Origin of the sequence: Luteibacter sp. (assembly GCF_009912395.1) — a bacterium.
Classification (GTDB): Bacteria; Pseudomonadota; Gammaproteobacteria; order Xanthomonadales; family Rhodanobacteraceae; genus Luteibacter.
In genome coordinates, this window is the sequence record NZ_WNDO01000009.1 from 121,318 (window position 1) to 135,685 (window position 14,368).

The following is a 14,368-nucleotide window of genomic DNA, read 5'->3' on the forward strand; positions in this document are numbered from 1 at the left end:
TCGTGTAGTCGCTAGGCGCCCCGGCTTATAGCCAGCGCCCGTAACGACGGATGTAGATCGTCTTCATCACCTGGGTCAGCACGCAGTAGCAGGCGAGCGTCAGCGCCAGCCAGGCGAAGTAGATGCCCGGCAACGGCTGCATGCCGATACGTGCGCCCAGGGCCGTGTACGGGATGTACATGCCGACGATCATGATCGCGCTGGTCAACGCCAGCACCGGCGCCGAGGCGACGCTGCGCAGGAACGGGATACGACGCGTGCGGATCATATGGACGATCAGCGTCTGCGAGAGCAGGCCCTCGATGAACCAGCCGGACTGGAACAGCAACTGGTGCTCGGGCGAGTTGGCGCCGAAGTAGTGCCACATCAGCCAGAACGTGGTGATGTCGAACACCGAGCTGACGGGACCGATCCAGACCATGAAGCGACCGATGTCGCCCGCGTCCCACTTCTGCGGCGCGCGCAGGTATTCCTCGTCCATGCGGTCGAACGGGATCGACAGCTGGGAGAGGTCGTAGAGCAGGTTCTGCACGAGGATCTGCAACGGCATCATCGGCAGGAACGGTAGGAACGCGCTCGCCACCAGCACGCTGAACACGTTGCCGAAGTTCGAGCTGGCCGTCATCTTGATGTACTTCATGATGTTGCCGAAGGTGACGCGGCCTTCCAGCACGCCCTCCTCCAGCACCATCAGGTTCTTCTCGAGCAGGATGATGTCCGCCGATTCCTTCGCGATATCGGTGGCGGTATCCACCGAGATACCCACGTCGGCATCGCGCAACGCGGGTGCGTCGTTGATGCCGTCGCCGAGGAAGCCCACGGTGTGGCCGCGACGCTGCAGCGCCTTGACCACGCGGGCCTTCTGCACGGGCGACATCTTCGCGAACACGGTGGTCTTCTCCACCATCGCGTCGAGCGCGTCGTCGTCGAGCTGCTCGATGTCGCGTCCCTGCGCCGAGGCCGTGACATCGAAGCCCACTTCCGCGCAGATCTTGCGGGTCACGGCCTCGTTGTCGCCGGTGATGACCTTCACCGCCACGCCGTGGTGGTTGAGCGCGCGGATCGCCGTGGCAGCGGAATCCTTCGGCGGATCGAGGAAAGCGAGGCAGCCCACGGCCGTGAGGCCGGCTTCGTCGGCGACGCCGTAGGCGCGGTCGCCGGTCGGGTCACGGCGCACCGCCACCACCAGCACGCGCAGGCCATCCTCGTTGAGGCGGCGGGTCATCGCGCGGATCTCGCGGCGCTTCTCGTCCGTCATCGGCTCGACGATGTCGCCAGTGCGCGCCTCGGTGCAGATGGAGAGCATTTCCTCCACGGCGCCCTTGCAGACCAGCAGCTGTTCGTCGCGGCCGTCGGTCACCACCACCGACATGCGGCGGCGCTGGAAGTCGAAGGGAATCTCGTCGACGATGCGGTAACGCCCCGCCACGGCCTCGAGGTCGCGGTGGGTAAGCACGGCCTTGTCCATGAGGTTGCGCAGGCCGGTCTGGAAGCGGCTGTTGAGGTAGCCCCACTCCAGCGCTTCGTCCGAGTCCTCACCGGCCAGGTCGACATGGCGCTCCAGCACGATCTTGTCGAGCGTGAGGGTGCCGGTCTTGTCCGTGCAGAGCACGTCCATCGCGCCGAAGTTCTGGATCGCGTTCAGACGCTTCACCACCACCTTACGCTTCGACATGGCGATGGCGCCCTTGCCGAGGTTGGCGGTGACGATCAGCGGCAGCATCTCGGGCGTGAGGCCCACCGCCACCGACAGGCCGAACATGAAGGCACCGAGCCAGTCGTGCTTGTCGAAGCCGTTGATCAGGAAGACGACCGGCACCATCACCGCCATGAAGCGGATCAGCAGCCAGCTCACCGAGGAGATGCCGCGGTCGAAGCTTGTCTGCACGCGCTCGCCGGACAGCGTGCGCGCCAGCGAGCCCAGGTAGGTGCGCGGACCGGTCGCCAGCACCACGGCGGTGGCGGTACCGGACACCACGTTGGTGCCCATGTAGCAGACGGTCGGCAGGTCGAGCGGGCCGCTGGCGTCGGAGGCTGCCTGGGCATGGCCGTTCGGCGCGGCCTTCTCCACCGGGAGGGATTCGCCGGTGAGGATGGCCTGGCTGATGAAGAGGTCCTTCGTCGCCAGCAGGCGCAGGTCGGCGGGAATCATGTCGCCCGCGCCGAGGTGGATGATGTCGCCCACCACCAGTTCTTCCACCGGCACCTCGATGCGCTCGGCGTGGCCGTCGTCGGCGCGGCGCGTGACCGTGGCCGTGTTGCGGACCATCGCCTTCAGCTTCTCCGCCGCCATCGAGGAGCGGTACTCCTGGGTGAAGGAGAGCAGCACGCTGATACCGACCATCACACCGATGATCGTCGGGCCGGTGAGGTCGTCGGGCTCGGTGAACAGCTGCACCACCGCCAGCACGAGCAGCACGATGATGAACGGGTTGCGGAAGGCGCGCAGGAGCTGGATCGACCAGTGCGCCGGTTTCTCGTGACCTACCTCGTTGACGCCGTCCCGATCCAGCCGCTCGGCGATGGCGGCCTCGTCGAGGCCGTCCGTGCGGGAATCGAGCGAACGCAGCAGGTCGTCCGCGGGACGATAGGCGTCCGCGGTGGCGTTGGTGAAGGTCTTGGCGGCGACGGCCGCCTGCGAGGTGTGCTTCTTCATGGCTCGCTGCCTTTCCGGACGCAGGCTCCGGCGGCGCGAGCGGGTATCAGCGAGGGGCTGAGACCAGGCGCGCCGGCAAAGGCCGACGGACGGTAATCCGGGTGGTCGTGACGACGGGCGGCGCAGGCCGCGCCGTACTGTCTATGTCGCTTTTCATGACTGTTGCAGTTTGCCGCTCGCCTGTTTCAGGGAGCTTTCAGTCGTGTCCAGGGAACGCGGCACCGTGATGGTGCGCTTGACCGGCACGATGGCGGTGTTGCGACGACGGGCGATGGCGAACGCGAGACGGCGGCCGAACATGAGCGGACCGGTCTTTTCGAGCTGGAGGTTCATGGCTCAATCCTCGAATAACGGAAGCTCACGGCTTCCGTCGAGGTGAGCCGGACTTTCCCTAGTGAAGGAAAGCGCCGGCCGACCGTGAGCGGTCGCCGCGGGCGATTTTATTTTTCAACGCCGGTACCCGATGCTTGCGGATGCCGGCGCGTCGACTAGGGTGAACGTCCATATGCCTGGATAAGCTAAGGAGGGTGCCGCCCGGGCAGAAGAGCCGCCTGGGTAGCCGGGGAATTGTCGCGCCGCAGCGTAGATGGGTCAAGCCTTTGGAAGCTCGGATTCGACCGGCCCGGGAAGGGACAGGCCGGCCTCGTACTCCGCCGCCTCGGCGAGCAGCCATTCGCGGAACTTGGTCACGCCGCAGTGGGACTCGGAGCGCTTGGGGTAGACGAGGTAATAGGCCTCGGTGACCCGCATGCGCTCCTTGCACAGCACCGTGAGGGCCCCGCATTCGATCAGCGAGCGGGCCATCACCAGACGTCCCAGGGCCACGCCCAGGCCTTCGAGCACCGCGCGCTGGAGGCTTTCGGTGTTGTCGAAGCGGGCCACGTAGCGCGACGGCAACGGCATGCCGAATTCGGCCGCCCAGTCGCTCCAGCGCCCGGAGGGATCGCCCAGCAGCGGCCAGCCCTTCAGCGACACATCGGGCAGGCCGCCCATGCGACGCACCAGTGACGGGCTGGCGATGGGCACGATGTATTCGCCGAAAAGACGCTCCGCCCGCGTACGCGGCCACACGCCCAGGCCATAACGCATGGCGCAGTCGATCGTGGGCTCCCTATCGAAGTCGATCACCTCGGTCGAGGAATGCTGGCTCAGCTCCAGCTCCGGGTACTTGGCGATGAGGCGAGGCAGGCGCGGCACCAGCCAGCTGGACGCCACGGAGGGCATCATGCTGAGGGTGATCGAATCCTGGTGGCGGCTCTGGTAGCGGCCAAAGGCGTGCTCGATGCCCTCGAAATGATGGCCGATGGCGTCAAGCAACTGGCTGCCCTCGGCCGTCAGCGTCACGCCGCGCGGTCCGCGATCAAACAGGGTGCGGCCCAGCCGGCCCTCCAGATTGCGGATCTGGTGGCTCAGGGCGCTCACGGTGAGGTTGAGCTGCTCGGCGGCGCGCGAGAACTTGCCCGAACGGGCAACCAGTACGAACCCCTGAAGCAGGCCGAGCGGCAAGCGGGACATATGAAAATTCCTCAAGTCCTGCTTGCAAACATATCGCTTTTACGGGGCCTGGGGAAGGCGCACCCTTTAGCTCACCGAAAGTCGCAGGGTATCGCGACCCTTAACTTTCACGGGAGGGTGTCATGGCTTCGATCTTCACCGGCCTTGCCTTCATGCATGGCCATATCGTGGACCGCGAACTGATCCAGCGCCTGGGCAGGGAGGAGCCGCAGGTCGACCGCGGCGCAGGCGCTCGCAAGACCGTGCCAAAGGCCGTACGCAAGCCGCTATGGCGCTTCAGGACGGCGCCAGCCCGTTGTGCCAGCGGCGCCTGCTGCTGACGCCTCACACGATGGCAACCCTCCGGAAGCGATCATAGGCATTTGATCCTTCCGGAGACCTTCGCATGAACCTTCGTCCACTCGGCCGCTCCCCGCTACAGGTGGCCCCGCTCGCCTTCGGCGGCAATGTGTTCGGCTGGAGCGCCGACGAGGCTCGTTCGTTCGAGCTGCTCGACGCCTTCGTCGACCACGGCTTCAACCTGGTCGACACCGCCGATGTCTACGAAGCCTGGGTACCGGGCAACGAAGGCGGCGAATCCGAGGCCATCATCGGCAAATGGCTGAAGCAGTCCGGCAAGCGCGACAAGGTGCTGATCGCCACCAAGGTCGGCAAATGGGCGCGCTATCCGGGCCTGTCGCCCACGAACATCCGCGAAGCCGTGGAAGCTTCGCTGCGTCGCCTGCAAACCGACCGCATCGATCTCTACCAGTCGCATCAGGATGATCCGAAGGTGCCGCTGGAAGAAACCCTGCGCGCTTTCGACGACCTGGTGACCGCGGGCAAGGTACGCGTGATTGGCGCGTCCAACTACGACGCCACGCGACTGGGCGACGCGCTGGACATCAGCGCGTCGAAGGGACTGGCACGCTATGAATCCCTCCAGCCCGAATACAACCTCATGGATCGCAAGGGCTTCGAGGACGCGCTGCAACCGCTTTGCGTGAAGGACAACGTGAGCGTGATCAGCTACTACTCGCTGGCGAGCGGTTTCTTGAGCGGCAAGTACCGCAGCGAAGCCGACCTCGACAAGAGCAAGGCCCGCGGCGCGAAGGTGAAGAACTACCTCAACGATCGCGGCCATCGCGTGCTCGACGCGCTGGATATCGTGGCGAAAAACCACAACGCGACGCCTGCGCAAGTCTCGCTGGCCTGGGTGATGGCGCAGCCTTCCATCGCCGCGGCGATCGCCAGCGCGACCACGGTGGAACAACTGGCGGATATCGCAAAGTCGGCCACGCTCAAACTCAGCGACGCCGAGCTTCACTCCCTGCGTGACGCGAGCGCCGCATAAAGCCTTACAACGCGCGCGGCCGTATCTGACGCGGCAGCCGGGATAATCCGGCTGCCATCACCGGCGCCGCCGACGAAGATAGTCGGGCCGGAACCGCTCCGGCGCACCCCAAAAGCAGACAAGGAATGTCTATGCGCACGATCACCAAGCGTTTCGTTTTTTCCGCGCTGGCCCTGGCGACGCCGTTATCGGCGTCGATCGCCTCGGCGCAACAGTATGAGAATCCCTTCGACCGCCCCACCGTCGCCCAGCTTCGCTGCTGGTACAAGGATTCATCCAGCCAGACCGACCTGAAAACCGGGTATGTCGACGCCAGCGACTTCACCCTGCGCGGCCATTGGCGAAGCCTCAGCGCGCTCAACGAAGGCGCCCTGTTCTTTACGCTACAGGAGCCAGAGGACGTGACCGACGCCTGCCGTCGGGCCCTGGATCGCAAGGGTAAGGGCCTGCTTGTCCAGGCAAGCGCAGCCAGCGGTTCGTGGGGAAAGAACTTCCAGATATGGTATGACGGCGATGTCGCGGCACGCCGTGGCAACCCCGTGGAGCGCATCGTCTCGTTCGGCGACAGCCTCAGCGACACCGGCAACATCTATAACGAACTGCAGCAGACCTTTCCGATCCACACCTCGTGGTTCCTCGGACGCTTCAGCAACGGACCGGTATGGACGGAATACCTCGCCCGGCGCACCGGACTGCCACTCAACACCTGGGCTACCGGCGGCGCGCAATCGGATAACGCCTACGGCGTGATCAACGGCGTCAAGGCACAGGTGGATTCGTTCCTGCGCTACATCCGGTTGAATACCAACCGGTACGATGTCAGCCGCACCTTGTTCACGGTATGGATCGGAGGCAACGACGCCATGAACGGAAGAAAGGCCGGCGACGTCATCGCCGACCTGGACAAGGCCCTCAACGCCCTGGTGGATCGGGGAGCACGCAAGATCGTCCTCATGGGGCTACCCGATCTCACCCGTGCACCCGCCTTCCGCCCGATCGAGGGCAAGGAAGGCACGGGGCGGCACGACACCGACGAGGTGTACGCCACGGTCAGCGCACTCAACGAGGCACTGCCCAGGCTGGCCCGGGACGTTGCGACGAGAACGGGGGCCGACGTCGTGTGGATCGACGCCGCAAAGCACTTTGACAGTGTGCTGGCCGATCCTGGTGCCTATGGATTCTCGGAAGTGACGCGACCCTGCCTCGCGTTGCGCTCGCAAGGCTCGCAGGTCTACCTCGGTACGCAGCAGGTCAGGAGCGATTGCACCCCCGAGCGCTACGTCTTCTGGGACATGGTCCATCCCACCACGCGCATGCACGAACTGATGTCACGTTGGGTGCTCGCCGACCTGCCCTCGACGTGGGATCTGCGATGAGATCGCATGGCTAACCCCATCGGGCATGCCCTACACAGGCCGCGCCTTTGACTGACGCAACAGCCGGACCTCGTCCGGCTGTTGTCGGTGACACCTCCGACGAAGATAGTCAGGCCGGAACGACTCCGGCCCCGATCCCCAAGGAGGCTCACCATGTCCAGGAAAGGACGCACCCTGTCGGCCGCACTCGCATGCGCCGCATCCCTGTTCGCCACCACGACGGCGCTCGCCCAGGCGCCGTACGCAGACACTCACATCGCGACACTCCGCTGCCTTTACCAGGATCTCATCGATCCGACAGGCGCGCGCACCGGCGAGGTCGAGGCCGCCGAGCCCATCGCCGGCACCTGGCGATATCCGAAGGTATGGTCCTGGAGCAAGTTCTTCACCACCTACCGTCCCGAAGCCGAGGTGGATGCCTTGTGCGAGCGAACCGTCGCCACCGTGCCCGACGCGCGCTATGTCCAGGCCCGCGTCGCCGGCACCGGTCTTCTCCAGCTTTCGTACCAGATCTGGTACACCGGCGATGTACGACCGGGCGAGCCCATTGAACGTATCGTCTCGTTCGGTGACAGCCTGACCGACACCGGCAACATGTCCACGGTGTCGCAAACCTTCCTCAGTGTCTTCGGCGGCGCGCTGCCCAGCTCGACCTGGTTCGCCGGTCGCTTCAGCAACGGACCGAGCTGGGTCGAATACCTCGCCACGCGCAACGGCATCACACACAACAACTGGGCGGTCGGCGGCGCGCAAACCGAAGATGCACAATTCGGCCTGATCAATGGCATCGAATCGCAGATCAAGAGCTACTTCGATAGCGTCGCCGTGATCCCCGATCACAAGCTCGACCGCACGTTGTTTACCTTCCTGGTGGCCGGCAACGATTTCGTCAACGACAGTAAATACGCCACGAACATCGTCAGGCTACAGCGTGATGCCCTCAACAAGCTCGTCGATGGCGGTGCGCGCAAGATCCTGGTCGTCGAACTGCCCAATGTCAGTGTGGCTCCTGTCTTCCGTATGGGACGAACGGACAGGGAACAGGTCCACCAGCGTGTTTATACCTACAACAGTGGGCTGGACGGCATCATCGCCAACGTGAAGAAACGTGCCAAGGATCAGGGCATCGACAACCTGGAAATCCGCAAGGTGCCTGCCTATGCGAAGTTCGACCAGGTGTTGAATTCGCCGGCCAGCTATGGTTTCGACAACGTCACCGAGTCGTGCCGGAAGATCGATTCGAACAACTTCCTCAATTACCTGAAGACGCCTCAGCCGCGCACGCACTGCGTGGCCGATCGCTTCCTGTTCTGGGACACGCTGCACCCGTCGACGAAGATGCACGAGGTGATGTCACGCTGGGCCACCGATTACGCGGCGCCCGACTGGAAGCTCAAGTAACAAAAAAGGGCCGCTCCGTGGAGCGGCCCTTTTCATGTCACGAAACGCGATGGATCAACGCAGGCCGTCGATCACCGTGTTGAACGTGGTGCTGGGACGCATGGCGGCGCTGACCAGAGCCACGTCCGGGTGGTAATAGCCCTTGATCTCCACCGGCTTGCCCTGCGCACCGTTGAGCTCGCCGATGATCTTCGCCTCGTTCTCGCTCAGCGCCTTCGCCACCGGAACAAACTTCGCCTTGAGGTCGGCATCGTCGTCCTGCCCGGCCAGCGCCTCGGCCCAGTACATGGTGAGGTAGAAGTGGCTACCGCGGTTGTCGATCTCGCCCACCTTGCGGGCCGGTGACTTGTTGCTGTCGAGGAAGCGGCCGTTGGCCTGGTCGAGCGTCTTGGCCAGCACGCGGGCATGCCGGTTGTCGTAACGCTCGGCGAGGTGTTCCAGCGAGGCGGCCAGGGCGAGGAACTCACCCAGCGAATCCCAGCGCAGGTAATCCTCTTCGACGAACTGCTGCACATGCTTCGGCGCCGAACCGCCCGCACCGGTCTCGAACAGGCCGCCACCGGCCATCAGCGGCACGATGGAGAGCATCTTGGCCGAGGTGCCCAGCTCCATGATCGGGAACAGGTCGGTGAGGTAGTCGCGCAGCACGTTGCCAGTGACCGAGATCGTGTCCTGGCCCTTGCGGATGCGCTCCAGCGAGAACGTCGTGGCGTCGACCGGCGCGAGGATACGGATGTCCAGACCCGAGGTATCGTGGTCCTTGAGGTAGCGCTCGACCTTGGCGATCACCTGGGCGTCGTGGGCACGCGCCTTGTCGAGCCAGAACACGGCCGGGGTTTCCGACAGGCGCGCACGCTGCACGGCGAGCTTCACCCAATCCTGGATCGGGGCGTCCTTGGTCTGGCACATGCGCCAGATGTCGCCCTGCTCCACCGCATGCTCGAATACCACCGAGCCGTCCTCGGCGAGCACGCGCACGATGCCGTCGGCCGGAATCTGGAAGGTCTTGTCGTGCGACCCGTATTCCTCGGCCTTCTGCGCCATCAGGCCCACGTTGGGCACGCTGCCCATGGTGGCTGGGTCGAAGGCGCCATGGGTGATGCAATCCTCGATCACCGCCTGGTACACGCCAGCGTAGGAACGATCGGGAATGACGGCCTTGGCGTCCTGCAGCTTGCCTTCGGCGTTCCACATGCCACCCGAGTCGCGAATCATCGCCGGCATGGAGGCGTCGACGATGACGTCGCTGGGCACATGCAGGTTGGTGATGCCCTTGTCGGAATTGACCATGGCCAGCGCCGGGCGCTTGGCGTATTCGGCCTTGAGGTCGGCTTCGATGGCGTCGCGGGTCGCCGCGTCGAGCTTGTCGAGACGGGCGTAGAGATCGCCGATGCCGTTGTTGGCATCAAAGCCGACCTTCGCCAGCGCGTCGGCGTGCTTGGCGAGCACGTCCTTGTAGAACTCGCGCACCACGATGCCGAACATGATGGGATCGGAGACCTTCATCATGGTGGCCTTCAGGTGCAGCGAGAACAGCACGCCCTTGGCCTGGGCATCGGCGATCTGCGCGTCGATGAAGGCGGCCAGCTTGTTCTTGCTCATCACGGCGGCGTCGACGATCTCGCCGGCCTTCACCGCGACCTTTTCCTTCAGCACCTTGACGGCACCGTCCTTGCCGGTGAACTCGATGCGGAGGTTGCCGGCCTTCTCGATCGTGGTGGACTTCTCGCTACCGTAGAAATCGCCGCCATCCATGTGCGACACATGCGACTTCGATTCCGACGACCACTTGCCCATGCGATGCGGGTGCTTGCGGGCATAGTTCTTCACCGACAGCGGCGCGCGGCGATCGGAGTTGCCTTCGCGCAGCACCGGGTTCACGGCGCTGCCCATGGCCTTGCCGTAGCGGGCGTTGCTTTCCTTCTCGGCGTCGGTGGACGGGGCGTCCACGTAATCCGGAAGATCGTAGCCCTGCGACTGGAGCTCACGGATGGCGGCCTTCATCTGCGGCACGGAGGCGCTGATGTTGGGCAGCTTGATGATGTTGGCTTCCGGCGTGGTGGCCAGCTCGCCCAGCTCGGCGAGGTGGTCGCCGATACGCTGCGCGTCGGTCAGACGCTCGGGAAACTGAGCGAGGATGCGGCCGGCGAGCGAGATGTCGCGCGTCTCCACCGCTACGCCGGCGGTACCCGCGAAGGCCTCGATGATCGGCAGGAACGAAGCCGTGGCGAGGAACGGGGCTTCGTCGGTGAGCGTGTAGATGATCTTGGGCGACTTGGACATGATGCGGCGAGCCTTGTGCTTGAGTGGGCCAGGTCATGGGGCCGGCAGGCAGGCGCCTCAAGGGCGGGCCGGCGGCCAGACAACCTCTCCATTGTGGCCCGGATGGCCCGGACGGGGAAAGCGAGGGTGCAGCATGAGACTTTTGCCGCTGGGGCAATGGCGCTTCGGCCGGCGGCTCGCCTTACGGCATTGCGTTCGGCGCTCGTGCGCGGTCGCCCAGGCGCTGGCGGGTGCGCCCTGGGGCGCGCCGGCCTGCGGTGTCCCTCGGGAAAGGAGAGCTGCTGCGCAGCTCGTGTCTTATGGCTGCGCCCCTTCGGGCCCGGTGAGCGGGCGGGGTTTTCCGACTCGGCTCCTGCCTCGGCGGAAAAGACGGTTCATCCTGACCCGCCCCCTGCGGGCCTTGTCCGCCCGCTCCCCTCACCTCCGTCAAGTCGCGCCCCAGGACGCACCCGCCAGCGCCTACCCATCTCACGGAGTACGACAGACATGTAGGAGCGCGCTTGCGCGCGATGGGTGCTCGCGATGGAGCCCAATCGCGCGCAAGCGCGCTCCTACAGTTACTTCGTAGCCGCTAAGTACGAGCGCCCCCAACCACGACGCGATCAGGCCTGCGAAGCGCGCAACGCCTTGCGTTCCTTGCGACGGGCCTTGCGTGCCTTCCAGCGTTCGGAGAGGCAGGCGAAAATCACGTACAGCGCCGGAGTGGAGAGCAGCGTCAGGCTCTGCGAGATCAGCAGGCCGCCGATCATGGCGATACCCAGCGGACGGCGCAGTTCGGAGCCTTCGCCCAGGCCGATGGCCAGGGGGAGCGCCGCGAGGATGGCGACCATGGTGGTCATCATGATCGGGCGGAAGCGCACTAGGCACGCCTCGCGGATGGCTTCCTTCGAGGTCAGGTGATGCTCGCGCTGCGCGACCAGGGCGAAGTCGATCATCATGATCGCGTTCTTCTTTACGATGCCGATCAAGAGCACCAGCGCGATCATCGCCACCACCGACAGCTCGGTGTCGGTGATCACCAGCGCTGCCAGCGCACCAACACCGGCCGCCGGTAGGGTCGAGAGAATGGTCACCGGGTGGATCAGGCTCTCGTAGAGCATGCCCATCAGCAGGTATACGGTGACGATCGCGGCGAGGATCAGCAGAGGCATGTCGCTCTGCGACTGCTGGAAGCGACGGAAGTCACCGCCCGCCTCCAAGCGGATGTCGCCCGGCATGCGCATGCCGTCGATGGTCTTCTGGATGACCACCATGGCCTCGCTCATGCTCGCGTCCGGCGCGAGGTTGAAGCTTACGTCCATCGTCGTGTACTGGTCTTCGTGCACGATCTGCACGGGGGCCAGGCCGGGCTCCTGGCGGGTCAGTGCCGACATCGGCACCATCTTGCCTGCGCTGGAGCGCACGTAGATCTCGTTCAGCGCCTCCGGCGTCGCGGCCATCTGCGGCAGCGAATTGACGATGACGCGGTACTGGTTGATGTCTGAATAGATGGTGGACACCGCACGCTGGCCGAACGCGTTGTAGAGGGCACCGTCGATATCGCCGATGCCCACGCCGAGACGGCCTGCCGTATCGCGGTCGATCACCATGTTCTGGCGCAGGCCGGCTGCGTCGATGTCGCTGCCCACGTCCTTGAGCACCGGGCTCTTCTTCAGCGCGTCGACGAGCTTAGGCAGCCATATCTGCAATTCGCCGACGTCGTTGCCCTTCAGCGATACGGAGTACTGGCCGCCCTGCGAGGAACCACCACCGCCGCCCGTGAGCAGGTCCTGGATCGGGCGCAGGCGCAGGTTGAGGTCGGGATAGCGATTGGCCTTGGCGGACAGGCGGGCCAGCGCATCGAAGGTGGTGTCCTTGCGCCCATCCGCTACCGTCTTCAGCTCGATATTGAAGCTGCCCGTGGAACCGGTACGGCTAGTGCCCAGGCGCGAACCGACCGCCTTCACGTCGGGATCGGCGAGCAACATCTCGGTGAGGCGCGCCTGGCGCGTCATCATCTCGCCGAACGATACCGTGGAGCTGGCCGTGGCACGCGCGGCGATCAGGCCGGTGTCCTGCGGCGGGAAGAAGCTGCCCTTCACCATGCCGAACAGGAAGAAGGTGATGATGATCAGGCCCAGCGGCGTGAGCGCCATGAGCAACGCGTGGCGTAGCGTCCAATCCAGCGCGCGGGCATACGCGGAGACCATGCGCTCGTGCATGCGCTCCAGCGCACGACCCAGCTTCGATTCCGGCTCGTCGCTCTTGTGCGAAGTGAGGAAGTGGCCGCACAGCGACGGCGTGAGGGTCAGGGAGACCACGGCCGAGACCACGATCGCCGCGATCAGCGTGACCGTGAACTCCTTGAAGAACATGCCGATGATGCCCGGGGCGAGCAGCATCGGGATAAAGACGGCGATCAGCGAGCCGGTGATCGAGACGATGGTGAAGCCGATCTCGCGTGCACCCAGCAATGCCGCTTCGAATCGCGGCACACCTTCATCCATGTGACGGATGACGTTCTCGATCACCACGATCGCATCGTCCACGACGAAGCCGATGGCGATGACCAGTGCCAGGAGGGTCAGGTTGTTCAGCGTGTACCCGAAGGCGTACATCACCACGAACGCGCCGGCCAGCGACAACGGCACGGCGAGGCCGGCGATCACGGTGGGGGCCAGGCGACGCAGGAACAGCGCCATGGTCATGATGACCATGGCCAGGCTGATCAACAGCGTGGCCTGCACCTCATGCAGCGACGCGCGAATGGTCGGCGTGCCGTCGAAGAACGAGTGCAGCTCGGCGCCCGCGGGCAACCAGCTCTGCATGGTGGGCATCAGCGCCTTCACGCGATCCACCGTAGCGATGATGTTCGCGTTCGACTTGCGGTACACGTACATCAGGATGCCGGGCTTGCCGTTGAACCAGGCCGCCTGGTAGGCGTCCTGCTGGCCGTCGTAGACCTTGGCGATATCCGACAAGCGCACCGGCACGCCGTTCTTGTTGGCGATCACCAGCTTCGCGAACTCTTCGGCCGTGTGCAGCGAGTCGTTGGCGGTGACGGCGATATTGGTGTTGCCGTCGGTGAGGAAGCCCTGCGGCGAGGTGACGTTGGCGGCCGTGAGCGCGTTGCGCAGCTGGTCGGGCGACAGGCCCATGGCGTTGAGCGCGCGCAGGTTCACGTCCACGCGGATGGCCGGCGTCGCGCTGCCGGCGATGTCCACCGTGGCGATGCCTTCCTGCTGGCGCAGGCGCTGCGCGAGGATCGAGTCGGCCACGTTGTAGAGCGCGGTACGCGCCATCGTGTCCGAGGTGAGCGCCAGCACGATGATCGGATCGTCGTTCGGATTGGCCTTGGTGTACGACGGCGCGTTGAGCAAGCCGGTGGGCAGGTCGGGCTGTGCCGAGTTGATCGCCGACTGCACGTCGCGTGCGGCGGCGTCGATGTTCACGCCGTTCTGGAAGAACAACAGCACGAAGGTCGAACCCTCGGAGCTGTTCGAACGCATCGACTCCACGCCCGGCACCTGGCCGAGATGGCGTTCCAGTGGCGCGGCCACCGTGGACGCCATGGTGCTGGCATCCGCGCCCGACTGCTGGGCCTGCACAAAGATAGCCGGGAACTGGATGCCTGGCAGCGCGGTGACGCCAAGCAACGAGTAGCAGATGAGGCCCACGACGAAGATACCGATCGCCAGCAGGGATGTGCCGATCGGGCGGCGGATGAAGGGGCCGGAAATATTCATCGGGGAAATAAAGTCGGGAGCGGGATGGCGCGGATCATTTCCTTACGAACGCGCCAGCCGGAAAAAGGTTTCGCCGGGC

9 protein-coding genes are annotated in these 14,368 nt (G+C 64.9%); 4 read left to right on the plus strand and 5 right to left on the minus strand.

Annotated features, from left to right (window positions below; genetic code table 11):
* Positions 1 to 25 precede the first annotated feature (25 nt).
* The 3 genes from mgtA to GAK28_RS10450 all read right to left on the minus strand — a co-directional run bounded on the left by mgtA (position 26) and on the right by GAK28_RS10450 (position 4,171).
* A complete protein-coding gene (gene mgtA / locus GAK28_RS10440; RefSeq protein ID WP_291778268.1) occupies positions 26 to 2,656 on the minus strand; it encodes a magnesium-translocating P-type ATPase in 2,631 nt (876 codons plus the stop codon).
* A 153-nt stretch (positions 2,657 to 2,809) separates the two neighbouring features.
* Entirely contained in the window at positions 2,810 to 2,989 is a 180-nt protein-coding gene (locus tag GAK28_RS10445) for a hypothetical protein (RefSeq protein ID WP_291778270.1), read from the minus strand.
* A 258-nt stretch (positions 2,990 to 3,247) separates the two neighbouring features.
* Positions 3,248 to 4,171, minus strand: coding sequence for a LysR substrate-binding domain-containing protein (locus GAK28_RS10450; RefSeq protein ID WP_291778272.1), 924 nt, complete (start codon positions 4,169 to 4,171; stop codon positions 3,248 to 3,250).
* 122 nt (positions 4,172 to 4,293) lie between these two features.
* On the opposite strand from GAK28_RS10450, the gene GAK28_RS10455 reads away from it, so the two are divergent.
* The 4 genes from GAK28_RS10455 (at position 4,294) to GAK28_RS10470 (ending at position 8,281) form a co-directional block, all read left to right on the plus strand.
* A complete protein-coding gene (locus tag GAK28_RS10455) occupies positions 4,294 to 4,491 on the plus strand; it encodes a hypothetical protein (RefSeq protein WP_291778274.1) in 198 nt (65 codons plus the stop codon).
* A gap of 65 nt (positions 4,492 to 4,556) precedes the next feature.
* Positions 4,557 to 5,504 carry an aldo/keto reductase gene (locus GAK28_RS10460; protein ID WP_291778277.1) on the plus strand — a complete coding sequence of 316 codons (948 nt, stop codon included), beginning with the start codon at positions 4,557 to 4,559 and terminating at the stop codon, positions 5,502 to 5,504.
* A gap of 131 nt (positions 5,505 to 5,635) precedes the next feature.
* Positions 5,636 to 6,880 carry an SGNH/GDSL hydrolase family protein gene (locus tag GAK28_RS10465; protein WP_291778280.1) on the plus strand — a complete coding sequence of 415 codons (1,245 nt, stop codon included), beginning with the start codon at positions 5,636 to 5,638 and terminating at the stop codon, positions 6,878 to 6,880.
* Between the two features lie 153 nt (positions 6,881 to 7,033).
* Positions 7,034 to 8,281: an SGNH/GDSL hydrolase family protein gene (locus tag GAK28_RS10470; RefSeq protein WP_291778282.1), complete on the plus strand. Its 1,248-nt coding sequence runs from the start codon at positions 7,034 to 7,036 to the stop codon at positions 8,279 to 8,281.
* Positions 8,282 to 8,335: 54 nt separating this feature from the next.
* On the opposite strand, the gene GAK28_RS10475 is transcribed toward GAK28_RS10470, so the two are convergent.
* Positions 8,336 to 10,564, minus strand: a complete 2,229-nt coding sequence (locus GAK28_RS10475; RefSeq protein WP_291778285.1) for an NADP-dependent isocitrate dehydrogenase — start codon at positions 10,562 to 10,564, stop codon at positions 8,336 to 8,338.
* A 602-nt stretch (positions 10,565 to 11,166) separates the two neighbouring features.
* The gene (locus tag GAK28_RS10480) at positions 11,167 to 14,289 is read right to left on the minus strand and encodes an efflux RND transporter permease subunit (protein WP_291778288.1); all 3,123 of its coding nucleotides are present in this window, start codon (positions 14,287 to 14,289) and stop codon (positions 11,167 to 11,169) included.
* Between the last annotated feature and the right edge of the window lie 79 nt (positions 14,290 to 14,368).

Bases quoted from the DNA above. Each gene is read 5' to 3' on its own strand.
- mgtA (WP_291778268.1), bottom strand. From the start codon at position 2,656: ATGAAGAAGCACACCTCGCAGGCGGCCGTCGCCGCCAAGACCTTCACC.
- GAK28_RS10445 (WP_291778270.1), bottom strand. From the start codon at position 2,989: ATGAACCTCCAGCTCGAAAAGACCGGTCCGCTCATGTTCGGCCGCCGT.
- GAK28_RS10460 (WP_291778277.1), top strand. From the start codon at position 4,557: ATGAACCTTCGTCCACTCGGCCGCTCCCCGCTACAGGTGGCCCCGCTC.
- GAK28_RS10450 (WP_291778272.1), bottom strand. From the start codon at position 4,171: ATGTCCCGCTTGCCGCTCGGCCTGCTTCAGGGGTTCGTACTGGTTGCC.
- GAK28_RS10475 (WP_291778285.1), bottom strand. From the start codon at position 10,564: ATGTCCAAGTCGCCCAAGATCATCTACACGCTCACCGACGAAGCCCCG.
- GAK28_RS10470 (WP_291778282.1), top strand. From the start codon at position 7,034: ATGTCCAGGAAAGGACGCACCCTGTCGGCCGCACTCGCATGCGCCGCA.
- GAK28_RS10455 (WP_291778274.1), top strand. From the start codon at position 4,294: ATGGCTTCGATCTTCACCGGCCTTGCCTTCATGCATGGCCATATCGTG.
- GAK28_RS10480 (WP_291778288.1), bottom strand. From the start codon at position 14,289: ATGAATATTTCCGGCCCCTTCATCCGCCGCCCGATCGGCACATCCCTG.
- GAK28_RS10465 (WP_291778280.1), top strand. From the start codon at position 5,636: ATGCGCACGATCACCAAGCGTTTCGTTTTTTCCGCGCTGGCCCTGGCG.